The 16838-nt window shown below is 66.6% G+C and carries 13 protein-coding genes; 8 read left to right on the plus strand and 5 right to left on the minus strand.

What is annotated here, in order from left to right:
• The first annotated feature begins 8 nt into the window (after positions 1–8).
• Both lonB and KM295_RS01370 read left to right on the plus strand, forming a co-directional pair.
• A complete protein-coding gene (lonB, locus tag KM295_RS01365) occupies positions 9–2210 on the plus strand; it encodes an ATP-dependent protease LonB (RefSeq protein WP_256028069.1) in 2202 nt (733 codons plus the stop codon).
• Between the two features lie 3 nt (positions 2211–2213).
• Positions 2214–3056 carry a CPBP family intramembrane glutamic endopeptidase gene (locus tag KM295_RS01370; RefSeq protein WP_256028070.1) on the plus strand — a complete coding sequence of 281 codons (843 nt, stop codon included), beginning with the start codon at positions 2214–2216 and terminating at the stop codon, positions 3054–3056.
• A gap of 24 nt (positions 3057–3080) precedes the next feature.
• Here the strand turns inward: KM295_RS01370 and KM295_RS01375 are convergent, their stop codons facing one another.
• Positions 3081–3764 carry a hypothetical protein gene (locus KM295_RS01375; RefSeq protein WP_256028071.1) on the minus strand — a complete coding sequence of 228 codons (684 nt, stop codon included), beginning with the start codon at positions 3762–3764 and terminating at the stop codon, positions 3081–3083.
• Positions 3765–3960: 196 nt separating this feature from the next.
• Here KM295_RS01375 and KM295_RS01380 point away from each other — a divergent pair, with 196 nt between their 5' ends.
• Together KM295_RS01380 and KM295_RS01385 are read left to right on the plus strand one after the other, a co-directional pair.
• On the plus strand, positions 3961–4167 hold the full coding sequence (locus KM295_RS01380; protein ID WP_256028072.1) for a hypothetical protein: 207 nt from the start codon (positions 3961–3963) through the stop codon (positions 4165–4167).
• A gap of 63 nt (positions 4168–4230) precedes the next feature.
• Positions 4231–4356: a hypothetical protein gene (locus KM295_RS01385; RefSeq protein WP_256028073.1), complete on the plus strand. Its 126-nt coding sequence runs from the start codon at positions 4231–4233 to the stop codon at positions 4354–4356.
• Positions 4357–4358: 2 nt separating this feature from the next.
• On the opposite strand, the gene cgi121 is transcribed toward KM295_RS01385, so the two are convergent.
• Positions 4359–4865, minus strand: a complete 507-nt coding sequence (gene cgi121 / locus KM295_RS01390) for a KEOPS complex subunit Cgi121 (protein ID WP_256028074.1) — start codon at positions 4863–4865, stop codon at positions 4359–4361.
• Between the two features lie 13 nt (positions 4866–4878).
• The gene (locus tag KM295_RS01395; RefSeq protein ID WP_256028075.1) at positions 4879–7155 is read right to left on the minus strand and encodes an ATP-dependent DNA helicase; all 2277 of its coding nucleotides are present in this window, start codon (positions 7153–7155) and stop codon (positions 4879–4881) included.
• A 114-nt stretch (positions 7156–7269) separates the two neighbouring features.
• On the opposite strand from KM295_RS01395, the gene KM295_RS01400 reads away from it, so the two are divergent.
• Genes KM295_RS01400 through KM295_RS01410 form a run of 3 tightly spaced genes read left to right on the plus strand, consistent with a single transcriptional unit; the run spans position 7270 to position 9542 of the window.
• The gene (locus tag KM295_RS01400; RefSeq protein ID WP_256028076.1) at positions 7270–9075 is read left to right on the plus strand and encodes a PAS domain S-box protein; all 1806 of its coding nucleotides are present in this window, start codon (positions 7270–7272) and stop codon (positions 9073–9075) included.
• 52 nt (positions 9076–9127) lie between these two features.
• Entirely contained in the window at positions 9128–9370 is a 243-nt protein-coding gene (locus KM295_RS01405; RefSeq protein WP_256028077.1) for a ferredoxin, read from the plus strand.
• Positions 9371–9413: 43 nt separating this feature from the next.
• The gene (locus tag KM295_RS01410) at positions 9414–9542 is read left to right on the plus strand and encodes a hypothetical protein (RefSeq protein ID WP_256028078.1); all 129 of its coding nucleotides are present in this window, start codon (positions 9414–9416) and stop codon (positions 9540–9542) included.
• 80 nt (positions 9543–9622) lie between these two features.
• On the opposite strand, the gene mdh is transcribed toward KM295_RS01410, so the two are convergent.
• Positions 9623–10537 (minus strand): malate dehydrogenase, encoded by a 915-nt coding sequence (mdh, locus tag KM295_RS01415; RefSeq protein ID WP_256028079.1) that lies wholly within the window; start codon positions 10535–10537, stop codon positions 9623–9625.
• Between the two features lie 146 nt (positions 10538–10683).
• Here mdh and uvrA point away from each other — a divergent pair, with 146 nt between their 5' ends.
• Entirely contained in the window at positions 10684–13617 is a 2934-nt protein-coding gene (gene uvrA, locus KM295_RS01420; protein WP_256028080.1) for an excinuclease ABC subunit UvrA, read from the plus strand.
• 40 nt (positions 13618–13657) lie between these two features.
• Here the strand turns inward: uvrA and KM295_RS01425 are convergent, their stop codons facing one another.
• Positions 13658–16792: a BGTF surface domain-containing protein gene (locus KM295_RS01425; RefSeq protein ID WP_256028081.1), complete on the minus strand. Its 3135-nt coding sequence runs from the start codon at positions 16790–16792 to the stop codon at positions 13658–13660.
• Positions 16793–16838: the final 46 nt, after the last annotated feature.

Here is a 16838-nt window from a genome sequence, read left to right on the forward strand (position 1 = left end):
ACGTTTCTATGAGCGACGAAAAAGACCCAAGAGAGGCCGAGGACGCCGACGAGCGTCGTGGGCCACGGCAGCATCCGTCGGGGAACGCCGACGGAACCGAACCCGAGGAAGGGGCGGGGGACGGCCGCGAGGACGGCCCGGAGCGGGCCGGAGGCGACCGGAGCAACGGGGAGACTCCCAACAACTCCCAGCCGAACCGGCCGACCGAGTCCGAACGTACCGGAGCGGAAGAACAGCTCGGGGAGGACGAGGAACTCCTCGATGGCTCCGATCTCGGCAGCGAGGTTCACGTCAACAGCGACGTCGAGATCAACGAGGAGGAGGAAGACACCCTCCTCGGCGGGCTTCAGATCGACTCCAGCGCCGACATCCAGGTTCCGGATCGGCTCGTCGATCAGGTCATCGGACAGGACCACGCCCGCGACATCGTCCTGAAGGCGGCCAAACAGCGCCGCCACGTGATGATGATCGGCTCGCCCGGGACGGGCAAATCGATGCTCGCGAAGGCGATGAGCCAGCTGCTCCCGAAGGAGGAACTGCAGGACGTCCTCGTCTATCACAACCCCGACGACGGCAACGAACCGAAGGTCCGGACGGTGCCGGCCGGGAAGGGCGAACAGATCGTTGACGCTCACAAGGAGGAAGCCCGCAAGCGAAACCAGATGCGGAGCTTTTTGATGTGGATCATCATCGCCGTCGTCTTCGGCTACGCGATCCTCATCGCCCAGCAGCTCCTTTTGGGCATTATCGCCGCGGGGATCATCTACCTCGCGTTCAAGTACATGAGCCGCGGCTCCGATTCGATGATCCCGAACCTGCTGGTCAACAACGCCGACCAGCAGGTCGCCCCCTTCGAGGACGCCACCGGCGCACACGCCGGCGCCTTGCTCGGCGACGTCCGCCACGACCCCTTCCAGTCCGGCGGCATGGAGACGCCCTCTCACGACCGCGTCGAGGCCGGCGGGATCCACAAGGCCAACAAGGGCGTGCTCTTCGTCGACGAGATCAACACCCTCGACATCCGCTCCCAGCAGAAGCTGATGACCGCGATCCAGGAGGGCGAGTTCTCGATCACCGGCCAGAGCGAGCGCTCCTCGGGCGCGATGGTCCAGACCGAACCCGTCCCGACGGACTTCGTGATGGTGGCCGCCGGGAACCTCGACGCGATGGAGAACATGCATCCAGCACTCCGTTCCCGTATCAAGGGGTACGGCTACGAGGTCTACATGGACGACACCATCGAGGACTCCCCGGAGATGCGCCGCAAGTACGCCCGCTTCGTCGCCCAAGAGGTCGCAAACGACGGCCGGCTGCCACCGTTTACCGACGAGGCGATCGAGGAGATCATCCTCGAGGCTCGCCGCCGGGCGGGACGGAAGGGACACCTGACGCTGAAATTCCGGGACCTGGGCGGGCTCGTCCGGGTCTCGGGCGACATCGCCCGCGCGGAGGGACGGGAACACACCCGGCGGGATGACGTCCTCGAGGCGAAAGCGCGGTCCCGATCGATCGAACAGCAGCTGGCCGACGACTACATCGAGCGCCGCAAGGACTACGAGCTCACCGTCAACGAGGGCGACGTCGTCGGCCGCGTCAACGGGCTAGCGGTCATGGGCGAGGACTCGGGAATCGTCCTCCCCGTCATGGCCGAGGTCGCCCCCAGCCAGGGGCCCGGCGACGTCATCGCCACCGGCCAACTCAAGGAGATGGCCCAGGAGGCAGTCTCGAACGTCTCGGCGATCATCAAGAAGTTCTCCGACGAGGACATCTCAGAGAAGGACGTCCACATCCAGTTCGTCCAGGCCGGCGAGGGCGGTGTCGACGGCGACTCGGCCTCGATCACGGTCGCGACAGCCGTCATCTCGGCGCTGGAGAACATCCCGGTCCGACAGGACATGGCGATGACCGGCTCGCTTTCAGTCCGCGGGGACGTCCTGCCGGTCGGCGGCGTCACCCACAAGATCGAGGCCGCCGCCAAGTCCGGGCTGGATACGGTGATCATCCCGAAGGCCAACGAGCAGGACGTGATGATCGAAGACGAGTACAAGGACCAAATCGAGATCGTCCCGGTCTCGCACATCTCCGAAGTACTCGACGTGGCGCTGGCGGGTGAGCCTGCTAAGGACTCGCTGATCGATCGTCTGAAGAGCATCACCGGCTCCGCTCTCGAACAGCGTGAGGTCGGGACGACCAACCCGAGCCCCCAGTAACGCGTGCCCCGGTGGGTCGCCTTCGCGGCGCTCACCCTCTCTTTGCTAACGGTACTTCTGTTTTCGGCGCGGCGCTCCGGACAGTTCGTCGAGGACGCCACGGTCGAGCCGCCCCGGCGGTCCGGTGCCGGCTTTCCCGACGGCGCCGACCACCTCGAGGCGATCGACGCGTCGACTCCGGGCCCGACTTTTGACCCGGAGTCGGGTCCGGGCCCGACTCCGGGTCCGGATCCAGAATCCACGGTGAACCGTGTTCCGAAGACTGCCTTGCTCGCGAACGTCGCCGTCTCTCACCTTATTTTCGCGGCCGTCCTTTCGGTCGGGATCGTCCTCGCCGGGATCCCGCTGTCGACGCTCGGGATCGGTGGAGACGGTTCCGTTCCGGTGGCGATCGGCCTCGGCGTCGCCGTCGGGCTCGCGATCGCGACCGGGAACGTCCTGCTCGGGGGGATAGCGAACGCCCTCGAGGCCGATCCGAGCGGCCCGCTCCGGGAACTGCTCGCCCCCGATTCGCCCCGGGGGTGGGCACTGTTGCTGTTCGTCGTGTTGCCGATCATCGCCGGGTTCGAAGAGCTTCTGTTCCGGGGCGTGTTGATCGGCGCCTTCGCCGCCGGCTTCGGGCTCTCCCCGTGGGCGCTCGCGGTCGGCTCCTCGGTCGTCTTCGGGGCCGGCCACGGCGCACAGGGGTGGATCGGGATCGCCGCGACCGCACTGCTCGGGTTCGTCCTGGCGGCGGTCTTCGTCCTGACGGGCAGTCTGCTCGTCGTCGTGATCGCCCACTACATCGTCAACGCCGTCGAGTTCGGCCTCATCGAGGGGCTCGGCTACGAGCCGTTCGGTGGGTGACCGGCCCGAGAACAGTGCCGGCGTTTACTGGCTGCCGTCCCCGGACTCCGAATCCACGGAGATTCCGGCCTCGAGGAGCCCATAAAACGGCGCGGCGCCGGTGTCGACCGCCGGTCGGAACTCGTCGGGGACCGCGTGGGCGTTCCCGTAGAACTCCGATTCGGTCTCCGGCGTCAGAAGGGTCCCGTCGCCGAGCTGGAGGAGCGCCGGCGCGGCCGACCCCAAGGCCCACTCCTCGCGTTCGACCCAGTCGGGACCGAACCGAAAGAGGACGCCGAAAGAGAACTGTCCGGCCTTGACCGCCTGTGCCTTCGAGGGGAAGCGGTCGGCCTCCTCGGCTTCGAACTCGGCGTCGCTCATCCAGGCGATGGCCGCGCCCTCCTCGAAGAGGACGAGATAGACGTCCCACGACAGCGTCCGATCGAAGACCGCCCAAACGCTCCGCGGGCCGACGGTCCCGAATTCGACGCTGAACGCCGGGGCCGATCGGCCGGTCTCCCCGGTGGGTTCGTCGACGAACCGCCCGTCGTAGCTCGGGACCTGGACGCCCCGGTGGTGGTAGACGAGCCCCTCGATCTCCGTCTCGGAGGTGACCGCGTCCCAGAAGTCCAGGGCACCCTCGGCTTCGAGACGGTCGAAGAACTCCGGATAGACCTTGATCTCGCGTTCGAACTCGCCCTGCGGGGGGCGCTCGAAGTCGTCGACCATCAGACGGACACCCCCTGTCCGGGGAACGGCGGACGGGCCTGTCGTATCGCGTTCGGCTGATACATACCGTGACAGGGGAGTTCGATACCGATGAGTGTTTTGTCCTCGGGGCGGCCGGACGCGGGAACCGGGCGCCGGGACGACAGCGACACACGCCGGCGAAAGGCTTTCCGCCGAAACGACAATAGACCCCGTTATGTCGACGACCATCGACACGCCACTCGAGGACGAGCCCTGTGCGTACTGCGGTTCGCGGATCTTCGATCACGACCCGATCTGTGTGCGCGATTGCGCCGAAGACTGTGGGTCACCGGAATATTTCTGTAACTACGCGTGTCTGTCGACCTACATCGAGGCAAACGGGTTGACGACGGGGAACGCCTGCGAGTGGACTCCGACGTGAAACGGACGGGACAGCACCGGTCGCCGCGAAAGAGCTATGCCCGCGACGCCCGCATCGATACCCATGTCAGGACGCGCGGGCTCAGATTGTCCCGAGTGCGGCGGTCAGCTACAGTCCGAGGACGGGATGGTCTACCGCTGTCGGGACTGCGGGCGGGAATTCGATTCGGCCGACGTCTTCCTGATCTGAGACTATCGCTCGACGACGAGCAGCGCGACCCGCTCTAGGACGAGCGCCTCGAGGCCGGCGTCGGTCGCCGCCAGTTCGGCCGCGCCGATGTCGTAAAACGAGCGGACCCGATCGTCGTCGTACCCGCCGAGCGTGGTCTCCTCGAGGAGAAGTCCGTCGACCGCCTCGGCGGCCGCCTCCTCGTCGCCGGGACCATCGACGACGACGACGAGCGGTGTCTCGCCCGTCGAGACGCCCATCTCCATCGCCCGGTCGATCTGTCGTCGGCCGGCCGCGTACAGGGTTATCTCGACGCCGCGATCACGGACGATGCCTTCGCCGCGCTCTCGCTCGCGGTCGGCCACTTCGAGGGCGCGTTCGAGGTGGCGCCGGGAGACGACGTAACGGGCGTCGAACGCCTGGACTGTCACGCCGTTGGCGCCGCCGATCGAACCGAGCCGATCGACGAACGCGTCGACGTCGCCGAAGCGATCGCCGCCGATCTCGACTTTCCCTTCGAGGAGTTTCACGGTCGCTCCCCCATCAGAAATCACCGAGGCTGGATTGGTCCTCGCCGCCGTCGGGAGTCGATCCGCGTTCGGACGCCGGTTCGCCGTCCGCTCGGGATTGCGGCGTCACCGACGCGTCGGGCGTCACGCCGTCCATGTCCGGATCCCGGTGGCCGGCGGCCTCGAGGACGTTCTCGGCGGTCTTCTCGCGGTCCCGAAGCGCGGCCAACACCACGGGCTTTTCTGCGTTCCGGAGCTCCGCCCGGGTCTCGATCCCGGCATCGTAGAGGCGTCTCGCGCGCTTGCGGCCGACGCCGCGGACGCCAGCCAGGTCGATGAGTTCCCCGCCGACGCCGTGTTGGACCCGCTTTCTGGCCTCCCGGATCGCGCCCACACAGTCGAGACCGAGTTCGCCGGCCAGCGATTCGGCGGCCCCGAGCAGCCACTCGGCGGTGTCGACCTTCCCGCGGATGTCGCCGGGGCCGACGCCGTACCGTTCGGCGATCGCCTCCTCGTCGAGTTCGCTCGCCCAGTCTTCGAGCATCCGGGCGGTCTTCAGCGCCGACAGCCAGTCTTCGAAGCGTTCCTCCTCGAACTCGCTGGGGGTCGCGCCGAGGAACTCCGCCTCCCGTTCGTAGGCCAGCATGGTGTACTCCTCGCGGTCGCCCGACCGGAGGTAGAGTTCGTACATGTCGGGCGTCCGGGCGACGAGGTGATACAGCCCAAGCACCGTCGGACCGGTCGCGTCCCCGAGGCCGTCGATGATCTCGGCGGCGCTCATCGGGTCGAGATACAGCCGCGAGACGGTATGTCCGAGGTTCGTCGCCTCGATCCCCCCGCCCCGTTCGACGAAGCCGTTGCGGTCGAGGTACTCCAGCGTCGAGTCGACGATCCGTTCGAGGTTGTCGTTGCCGTCGCCCCCCTCGCGGTACTGGGTCGCATACAGCGTCCGGCCGAGGAACTCGAGCAGTGCCGCCCGCGAGTCGGCAAAGCCGGAGGCGATCGTCGCGAGCAGGTGGGTTCGCATCGACGGCTCGCGCGCGAGTTTCGACTCGACGGGTTCGGGATCGGCCCAGACGTACCGATCTAAGAGTTCGTCGAGTTCGTCGTGGCCGTCGGCCAAAAGCAGCGCCTCACCGTAGGGGTCCCGCCCCGGACGGCCGGCCCGGCCCATCATCTGATGCACTTCGAGCACCGACAGTGGCTTCATCCCGCCGACGTCCCCGGAATAGCGCCGCCAATCGCGGACGACGACCCGGCGGGAGGGGGTGTTCACGCCGGCCGCAAGCGTCGGCGTCGCGGAGACGACCTTGATGAGCCGAGCCCGGAAGGCGTCCTCGACGAGAGAGCGGTGTTCGCTCGAACAGCCGGCATGATGGAAGGCAGCGCCCTTCTCGACGCAGGCGGCCAGATCCTCGCTCGTTTCGGTATCGGAGACGCCACGGGTCTCCTCGGCCAGTTCCGCGAGCTTCCGGCGTTCGTCGTCGTCGATCCCGTCGGCGGTCGTGTTCGCGAGCCGCTTTGCCGCCCCTTCGGCGTTCCGCCTGGAGTTGACGAAGACGAGCGTCGAGCCGCCCTCCGCGAGAGTCTCCCGGACGATCGCCTCGGTCGGCTTCTCGTTCGATCCCACCCGGAGTTCGCGCTGTGAGCCGTCGCCGAAATGGAGCGCCTGCCCGTAGTGGACGCCCTTTTTCAGATCGATCGGCCGCCAGGTCGAGTCGACGAGTTCTGCGTCGAGCCACTCGGCCAGCGTTTCGGCGTTGCCGACGGTCGCCGACAGCGCGACGACCTGCAGGTTCGGGTTGATCCGCCGGAGTTTCGCCAGCGTCACCTCCAGCGTCGGCCCCCGGTTGGGGTCGTCGACGAGGTGTACCTCGTCGGCGACCACACAGTCGAGGTCCTCGACCCACGGCGCGCCGTTCCTGACGAGCGAGTCGACCTTCTCGCTCGTGGCGACGATGACGTCCTTATCGGCGAGCCACTCGCCGCTGTCTTCGTAGTTGCCGGTCGCGACGCCGATCGAGACGCCCTCGGACTCGAACGCCGAGAACTCCTCGCGCTTCTCGCTCGCCAGCGCCCGAAGCGGCACGATATACAGCGCCTTCCCGCCCCGGTCGACGGCCGACAGCATCGCGAGTTGGGCGATGAGCGTCTTGCCGCTGGCGGTCGGGACCGAAGCGACGAGGCTTTCGCCCTCGGCGACGCCGGCCTCGACGGCCTCGGCCTGTGGCGGGTACAGCGACTCGATGCCCTCCTCGCGGAGCTGTTCGGCGAACCACGCGGGCACGCCGGACACGTCGACGACGTCCATCGCCTTCGAGTTGTGCGTCACCGAATGTAAATGATCGTATCCCCGTCGACCCGGACCGCTTCGACGGCTGAAGCTCGGGAAACCGTTTTTATTCCGCAGTCCCAATAATTGACGATGGCGTCTGACCTCCGCGGATCCCGGTCCGGCCAGCGGGACGTGTCGGTCCTGCACGTCGACGACGATCGGTCCGTGCTGGATCTGACAGCCGCGTTCCTCGACAGCGAACTCGATTCGGTTTCGGTCGCGACGACGACGAACCCCGAGGAGGCACTCGATCGCTTGTCGGGCGAACGGTTCGACTGTGTAATAAGCGACTACGACATGCCCGGGCTGGACGGGCTGGAGCTTTTCGAGGCGATCCGGGAGGAGCACCCGCTCGTCCCGTTCGTGCTCTATACCGGCAAGGGAAGCGAGGAGATCGCGAGTCGGGCTGTCAACGCCGGCGTCACCGGCTACTTCCAGAAAGGCGGCCCCGACCAGCAGCGCCGACTCGCGAACCGAATCGAGCAGGCCGCCGCCGAGTACCGGACAAAGATCGAGGCCGACCGCTACTCGACGGTCCTCCGTGCGCTCGAGTACCCGATCTACGTCGTCGACGAGACCGGTGTCTTCTCGTACGTCAACGATCCGTTCCTCGAGATGACCGGCTACGACCGCGGGGAGATCGTCGGGAGCGGAACGGATATCATCAAAGGCGACGAGGCGGTGGCCACGGCCGAAAGGAAACTCGGAGAGATCCTCTCGAGTGAAGGTCCCGATACCGCCCAGTTTGGGGTCGATATCGTCCCGAAGGACGGCGATCCGATCCCGTGTCGGGATCACATGGGCGTTCTCCCATACGAGGGCGAGGAGTTCCGCGGCAGCGTCGGCATCCTGCGGGATATCAGCGACGAAAAACGGCGCGAGACCGAACTCGAACGCCGGACGCGCGCGATGGAGAAAGCCCCGATCGGGATCGTACTCGTCGACCCGAACCGGGAAGACGACCCGATAACGTACGTCAACGACCGGTTCCTCGGGATGACCGGCTACGACCGCGAGGAGGCCATCGGCCGGAACTGCCGGTTCCTCCAGGGACCCGAAACGCGGGCCGACCCCGTCGCGGAACTCCGGGGGGCGATCGAGGAGGGCGAGTCGACGACCGTCGAGCTCCGGAACTACCGGAAGGACGGAGAGATGTTCTGGAACCAGGTCACGATCAGCCCGATCCGCGACGAGTCGGGCGAGATCGACCGCTGGATCGGCTTCCAGAAGGACGTCACCGAGTACAAGCGGCGCGAACGGGAACTCGGACGACAGAACGATCGGCTCGAACGGTTCGCGGAGATCGTCTCTCACGATCTCCGGTCGCCGATGAGCGTCGCCGAAGGTCGTATCGAACTCCCAAAGGGGAGGATCGACGACGGGAGCGGGGAACTCGACGCCGCCCTCGATGCGCTCGGCCGCATGGAGACGATCGTCGAGGACACGCTCACGCTGGCACGGCAGGGCCATACGGTCGGCGAGCGCGAGGTCGTCTCGCTCGAAGCGGCGGCCGAGGCGTCCTGGCGGACCTCCGATACCGCCGATGCGACGCTCGAGACCGACGCCGACGTCGAGATCTACGCCGACGGGGACCGGCTCCGGACCCTCCTGCAGAACCTCTTCATGAACGCCGCCAGACACGCCGGACCGGCGGCGACCGTCCGTCTCGGCGCTATCGACGGGGGATTTTATGTTGCGGACGACGGGCCGGGGATCCCGGAGGAGAAGCGGGAGGCGATCTTCGAACCCGGTCACACGACCGCCGAGACCGGGACCGGGTTCGGGCTCACGATCGTCCGGGAGATCGTCGAGGCCCACGGCTGGGAGATCACCGTGACCGAAAGCGAGGGTGGCGGGGCCCGCTTCGACGTCGTGGGAATCGAAAAGGCGGCGTGAGGTCCGGCGACCCGCCCGTCACGCCTTTATTCGCCTCGGTCGAATGGTGGCTATGAAGGTCCGATTCGATCGCGAGACGTGTATCGGGATGTTCCAGTGTACGGCCGAGTGGGACGCCTTCGAGCGCAACGAAACGGAGGGAAAAGCCGACCTCGACGGCGGCGTAGAAACCGACCCGGACGTCTTCGAGCGCGAGATTCCCGAAGACGCCGAACTCGACGCGAAGTTCGCCGCCCGGGCCTGTCCGGTTGACGCGATCGAGGTATACGACGACGAGGGCGAAAAGATCGTCTAGGTCCCGGCGTAACGATTATCACGCTGGGCGGTAGATTATCCCCGTGAGGGTGTCACACATGTCCGGACGCGATAGCTCCGAGATGGGACGGCTCTATGAGTGGGCATCGCTGACCGGCGATCGGCTGCCGGAGGAGTACGAACCCGGTACGCCCGGCAGCGACCCGAACTGATACTGCCGGCTGTAACGTTTCATCTCGTCCGAACCTCGCGGCGTGGTATCCGGCACGGAACGACTACGGAACGCGCCGGTCTACTGGATCTTCCCGTACTGTTCGGAGAGCTTCGCCGCCGCCTCGTCCATCAGTTCGGCCTCGTAGTCGTCGAGTTCCCACTCGACGACCTCCTCGACACCGTCGGCGCCGAGTTTGACCGGCACCCCGAAGGCGGTGTCCTCGTAGCCGTACTCGCCGTCGAGCACGATCGATCCGGGCAGCACCTCGCCCGTATCTTCGAGCACCGCCTCGACCATGTGGGCGACGCCGGTCGCGGGGCCCCACTGGGTGGCGCCCTTCCGGGAGATGACGTCCATCGCGGATTCCTGGAGGTCCTCGAGGATCTCTTCTTTCTCGTCGGCGTCGAACGTTGGATCGGCGCCGTCGACTCGGACCTTCGAGAAGACGGGAGCCTGTGCGTCGCCGTGTTCGCCGAGGATCGTCGCCTCGACGTTCTTGACGGGGACGTCGAACCGCTCGGAGAGGACGTACCGGAACCGTGCGGAATCGAGTCGGCCGCCGAACCCGATCACCTTCTGTCGGTCGCGATCGCCCGCCTCATAGAGGTGGCGGTTCAGCAGGTCGACCGGGTTCGAGGTCGTGATCGAGACGTAATCGTCGTTGTGCTCGTCGAGCGAGGCGCCGATATCAGCCATGATCGGCGCGTTGTCGCCCGCGAGATCGATCCGAGTCTGGCCCTCCTTGCGGGGGATGCCGGCCGTGATGACGACGACGTCAGAGCCGGCAGTGTCCTCGTACTCGCCCTGGACGACGGTCGTGTTCGACTCGTAGGCGGTCCCGTGGTTCGCGTCGGCAGCCTGGCCGATCGTCGTCTCACGCTGGTCGGGGATGTCTACGAACACGAGTTCGTCGACGATATCGCGCAACGCGAGGTTATAGCCCGCGGCGGCGCCGACGGTCCCGGCGGCGCCGATGATGCTGACCTTGCTCATACCGTTCGGAGAGGGACACGGCAGCCGATTAACTCTTGTTGTTTGTCAGTGGACGCGCCGGGGAGCCGACCGAAAGCCGATCTCAGTTCCCCGTTCAGGCGGCCGCAACCGACAGGATTTCCCCCCCTCGAACCCTTCCGTCGGTAATGACCGACGACATCGTCGTCCGCGGTGCCTCCGAGCACAACCTGAAGGACATCGACGTGTCCATTCCCCGCGAGGAGTTCACCGTCGTCACCGGGCTGTCGGGGTCGGGCAAGTCGTCGCTGGCCTTCGAGACCGTCTACGCCGAGGGCCAGCGCCGCTACATCGAATCGCTTTCCGCCTACGCCCGGAACTTCCTCGGCCAGATGGACAAACCGCAGGTCGAAAAAGTCGAAGGCCTCTCGCCGGCGATCTCGATCGATCAGAAGAACGCCGCCAACAACCCCCGATCGACCGTCGGGACCGTCACCGAACTCCACGATTACCTCCGGCTCCTGTACGCCCGTGTCGGGACGCCACACTGCCCCGAGTGCGGCCGGGAGGTCGGCGAGCAGAGCGCCCAACAGATGGTCCGGCGGCTGCTCGAGCTCCCGGAGGGGACCCGCGCGAAGCTGTGTGCGCCCGTCGTCCGCGACCAGAAGGGCGCCTTCGAGGACCGCTTCGAGGAACTCGTAAGCGAGGGATACACCCGGATCGAAGTCGACGGCGAGGAGTACGACCTCTCCGTCGAGACGCCCGACCTCGACGAGAACTACGACCACACGATCGACGTCGTCGTCGACCGCGTGAAACTCTCCGAGGGGAGCCGTTCCCGGATCACCGACTCCGTCGAGACGGCCCTCGAGGAGGCCGGCGGCGTTCTGAAGGTCGTCTTCCCCGACCCGCCCGCGGAGACGGAAATCGGCTCTGAATCCCGCAGCACGGGCGATCTCGCCGGCGAAGACGACGACAGGCTCGTCGTGGAGTTCTCCGAGGAACTGGCCTGTACGCACTGTGGGATCGACCTGCCGGAAATCGAGACGCGGTCGTTTTCGTTTAACTCCCCCCACGGTGCCTGCCCCGAATGTGACGGCATCGGCGAGACGAAGGAGGTCGACGAGGACCTCGTCGTCACCGATCCCTCGAAACCGATCAAGGAGGTCTTCGAGCCGTGGAGCTACAGCCGCTCGTACTACCGGACCCGGCTGGACAGCGTCGCGGCCCACTTCGGCGTGAGCGTCGGGACGCCCTTCAAGGAGCTACCGGAGGAGGTCCGACGGCAGTTCCTCTACGGGACCGACGGGGAGGTCGTCTTCGAGCGACGAACGAAGAACGGCACGAGACGCAAGGAGAAACGCTTCGAGGGCGTGATTCCGAACCTCGATCGCCGGTACATCGAGACCGACTCCGAGAGCACCCGCGAACACATCGAGGATTACATGGCGACGACGACGTGCCCCGCGTGTGAGGGTACCCGGCTGAAACCCGAATCGAGGGCCGTCCTGGTCGGCGGAACCTCGATCACCGATGTCAACAGGCTGTCGATCGGCGACGCTCTGGAACACTTCGAGGGCCTCGAGGCCGACCTCGACGACCGCCAGCGAAAGATCGCCGAGGAGATACTGAAAGAGATCCGCGCCCGACTCGGGTTCATGGAGGAGGTGGGCCTCGAGTATCTGACGCTCGATCGGGAGGCGTCGACGCTTTCGGGCGGCGAGAGCCAGCGGATCCGGCTGGCGACGCAGGTCGGGTCAGGGCTCGTCGGGGTGCTGTACGTGCTCGATGAGCCCTCGATCGGACTCCACCAGCGCGACAACGACAAACTGCTGGACACCCTGGAGGGACTCCGCGATCTCGGCAACACCCTCGTCGTCGTCGAACACGACGAGGAGACGATGTGGCGCGCCGACAACGTCATCGACATGGGCCCCGGCCCCGGCAAGCGCGGCGGCGAGGTCGTCGTCAACGGCGACGTCGAGGACGTGATGGCCGCCGACCGCTCCGTCACGGGCGATTATCTCGCCGGCCGCCGGTCGATTCCGGTTCCGGAGAAGCGCCGCGATCCCGAGGGCTACCTGACCGTCCGGGGGGCCCGCCAGCACAACCTGAAGAACATCGATGTCGACGTCCCGCTCGGCTGTTTCACCGCCATCACCGGAGTGTCGGGGTCGGGCAAGTCGACGCTCCTCCACGAAATCATTTATAAAGGACTCGTCCGCCGGATGAACGACACCGACGTCTTCCCCGGCGACCACGACGACATCGAGGGGATCGAGGAGGTCGAAACCGTCCGGCTCATCGACCAGTCCCCGATCGGCCGGACCCCCCGGTCGAACCCGGCGACCTACACCGGCGTCTTCGATCACATCCGGGAGCTGTTCGCCGAGACGAAGCTCTCGAAACAGCGCGGATACAAGAAGGGCCGCTTTTCGTTCAACGTCAAGGGCGGCCGGTGTGAGGCCTGCGGCGGACAGGGCACCGTCAAGATCGACATGAACTTTCTTTCGGACGTCTACGTCCCCTGCGAGGAGTGCGAGGGGGCCCGGTACAACGACGAGACGCTGGAGGTCACGTACAAGGGCGCTACGGTCTCGGACGTCCTCGAGATGGAGGTCGACGAGGCCTACGACTTCTTCGAGAGCCACAGCGGCATCCGCCGTCGGCTGAAGCTTCTGAAAGACGTCGGACTCGGATACATGCGGCTCGGCCAGCCCTCGACGACGCTGTCAGGCGGTGAGGCCCAGCGGGTCAAACTCGCCGAAGAACTCGGCAAACGCGACAGCGGCGACGCGCTGTATCTCCTCGACGAGCCGACGACCGGCCTCCACAGCGAGGACGAGCGCAAACTGATCGACGTCCTCCATCGGCTCACCGAGGACGGCAACACGGTCGTGGTCGTCGAACACGAACTCGATCTAGTGAAAAACGCCGACCACCTCGTCGATCTGGGACCCGAGGGCGGCGAGGGCGGCGGCCGACTCGTCGCCGAGGGGACACCCGAGGCGGTCGCCCGGACCGAGGCCTCCCACACGGGGCGGTACCTCCGGGATCACCTCCCGGCGATCGATCTGGAGGGCCCCCGGGGCGGCGGCCGACGGGCCGCCGGCGACGACTGATCGGCCGTTTACGCTGCCGGAAGCGAAACAGGAGGCGGCCTCAACTCCAGTACCCGAGCACGTGAATCACCCCGACGAGGGCCGCACTGCCGATGGCGTGTCGGGCACCGATCCCCCCGAGAAGGCCGCCGAGCGGGCCGAGCAGGTTTTCGAGCGGCGATCCGTCGTCCGAGCCGTCATCGGCCGGCTCGTCGCCAGTATCGGTTTCGTTTCCGTTCCCGTTTTCGCTCCCGCTCCCGTTCGGCTCGACCGTTAGCTGGCCGGTAACGTCGTCATCGGCAGTCGCGATCGTGTAGGTGTACTCGCCGGGGTCGAGGTCGACGGGGTCGTCGAACGCGACGGTCGCCGACTCACCCTCCTCGAGTTCGAGAGTCCGGCTGTCGATCGTCCCGCCGTCGACCGAAAGCGTGACCGACTGGCCGTCGGGAACGTGGCCGGTGTTCTCGACAGTCGCCGAGACGTTCGCCGGCGTCTCGCCCCGCGTGACGGTCCTCGCCTCGGTGTGGTCGGCGATCTCGTAGTCGACGAAGGGTTCGTCGGCGCCGATCGGGACGGCCGGCCGTTTCTCGAGGAGCTTCTGGTCGACGTAGAACTCGACGTCGATCTCGTCGTCGAGGCCGAACTCCGAGAGGTCCCGTGTCACGCTGAACGATCCGTCCTCGGCGATGTCGATGTCGTCGATCGTCGCCCGGATCGGCTCGGTCCGGTTGTCCGCGACCAGCTGGATCGAGATCTCGGTTCCCGGCGCGAGGTTCGTCCGCCCGGAGAGCGTCGATTCGTCGGTGACCCTGATGACCGGGCGATCGCGGCTGTCGGTCCGGTTGTACTCGACGGACCGTTCCTCGACCGTGACGAGCCGGGTTTCGGGTCGGGGATCGGCGTGCGCGTCGTAGTAGGGGAAATGCGGCGCGGCGTCGTTGGGCTCGACCGCGGCGTGATCGACGGTCTCGAACCAGTCGGTCTCGCCGGTCGCCGCGTACCCGAACCGGAACCGGTACTCGTCGCCGGCCTCGATCTCCCGGTCGAACGGCCCCGAGTCACGCGTATCGAGGACGAGATAGTATCGATCGATGACGAACTGGCTTCCGTTCTGGGCCATCGGCTCGTGGACCATGTACAGGTCGCCGTCTGTCGACCCCTCCAGGTCGAACTTCGCGGCGCGTTCGCCGGTGTTCGAGTCCGGATTGGTCTGTTCGGCCTCGAGCATGAACCCGTCGGGGAACTCCAGGAGTGTCTCGAGCGTTCCGTGGTCGATCTCGATGTCTTCCCCCTCGCCGAGCCGTTCGTCGAGCCACGAGACGAGACCGGTGAGCCCGTCGGCCTCGACCTCGAAGACGAGCCGGTCGCCCTTCGCGACGGTCCGGCGCTGGGTCAGGGAGCCCTCCAGTTCCCCGAGTTCGTCCTCCCCTTCGTACTCGCTCGGGCTGCCCTCCGGGGCGACGTACGTCGTGACGTTATCGAAGCCGTCCGTGTCGGTGATCCTGAGGTTCGAGCGATCCATCGGGCGCTCGAAGTCCGGAACCCCGTCCTCGCGGACGGTAACCGATCCCCAGGCGCCGGCGACCAGCCTGAACCGCTCGGGCTGGAGCGGGCGGGCGAGCGGGCCGACGCCGTTCACCCAGCGGAACCCCTCGAGGTCGCTGGCACCCCCCTCGAAGGAGACGTCGTCGAAGCCTTCGTGGCCGGGGTCGTGGAGATAGCTCGTCACCTGTCCGCTTTCGGCGGCGTAGGCCTCCTCGCTGAGGACGTTCGTCCCGAGCAGGCGCGTGTTGATCCGGATCGTCGTATCGCCCTCGACGTGGAGGATATCGAAGTAGTTCGTCGGGGCCCGGTCCTCGCCGAGCCGATCGCCGCCGACCATGACGTACGCTTCGTTCGTGTTCTCAAGCGAGAGGTCGATCTCGACGATGTTGCCGGCCTCGACCTCGTAAACGTCGCTTCCGAACTCGGCATCGACGTCGGACTCCTCGGCGCTGACGGCGGTCGTGTCGCTGGCTGCCGTACGCACCGTCTCGTAGTTGAAGTTGTACGTACCCTCCGGGAGCGACTCGAAGGTCATGGGAGCCTCTTCCCCGGGCTCGACGCCGCGGATCACGATCTTCGACTCGCTGCGGTAGACGTGTTCGACGGCGCGGATCTCCTCGCCCTTGAAGACCTCGAATAGCTCGTCTGCGTCCAGTGTCTCCGCGGAGACGTACACGTCGAACGACTGATACTGTAGCGAGGAGTCGAAACGCACGCTCGTCTCCGCGCCCGGGCCGCCGGAATCGACCGTTCCGTCGGCCTGTGTTGCCGTCAGTTCGTCGACCCGAAGCCGGAAGCTGTTATCGGCGGCGGGAACGACGTCCTCGCCGTCGGAGACGATGTACCGGCCGGATTCGGCCCACGGGCTCGTTTCGATCGTCGCCGTCGTTCCGTCCGTCCGTACCGACGCGGCGGGGACCTGATCCCCGAGGCCCTCCTCGTCGGGGTCGAACTCGTAGAGTGCGTAGTCGGTTCCGGACTCGAGGTTCGAGGCTTCGATCTCCAGTCCGCGCTGGTCTACGACCCCCGGGACGGAGTCGAACCCGTCCTTGTTGGTGCTGTAGGTAACTCGCTCGAGTGTCACTCCGGCGCTGTCCTCGTCTGAGCCCCCGGTGTCATCGACTTCGACGTCGACGCTGTAGTCGTTGTCGTCGACCGACGCCGCAAGCGGGTGTTCGAGCGTGAGGTCGACGGTCGTCGAGAGATCGGTCGTCGTCCCCGAGGATGCGTCGACGTCGAACGTTATAGTCGAACCGTCCGTTTCGACGTCCCCGTCGATCGTAGCGCCGCCCCCGACGTCGACGCTCGGCCCGCCGACGATCGCGTCGCTCGGCCACCCCGAAAGTTCGACGGTCACCGTCGCCGGGCCGTCGGTCGTGTTGATCCCGGAGGCCTCGATGTCGATCCGGTGGCTCTCCTCGGTTCCGATCCACGCCGAATCGTCCTCGATTGTCACGCCGTCGACCGTCGGATCGGCGGCGGCCGGCGCGGCGAGAAGGGACAGCGCCCCGACGACGACGGCGAGAACACAGCACAACGCGAGCCCGAAGCGGGCGCTCCGTGGGGCCGAAACGGACGGTACCGTCTGGCCGGCGGATCCGACAGCGTCGCGGCGTTCGGCGGGCCGGGAACCGGGGGGAGTCATCGACATACGGCTGTATAGGGGACCGTTCTCGACGCCGCGTTATCAAGCGTCG

Source organism: Natronomonas aquatica (genome assembly GCF_024449025.1).
In the GTDB taxonomy this organism is placed as follows: Archaea; Halobacteriota; Halobacteria; order Halobacteriales; family Haloarculaceae; genus Natronomonas; species Natronomonas aquatica.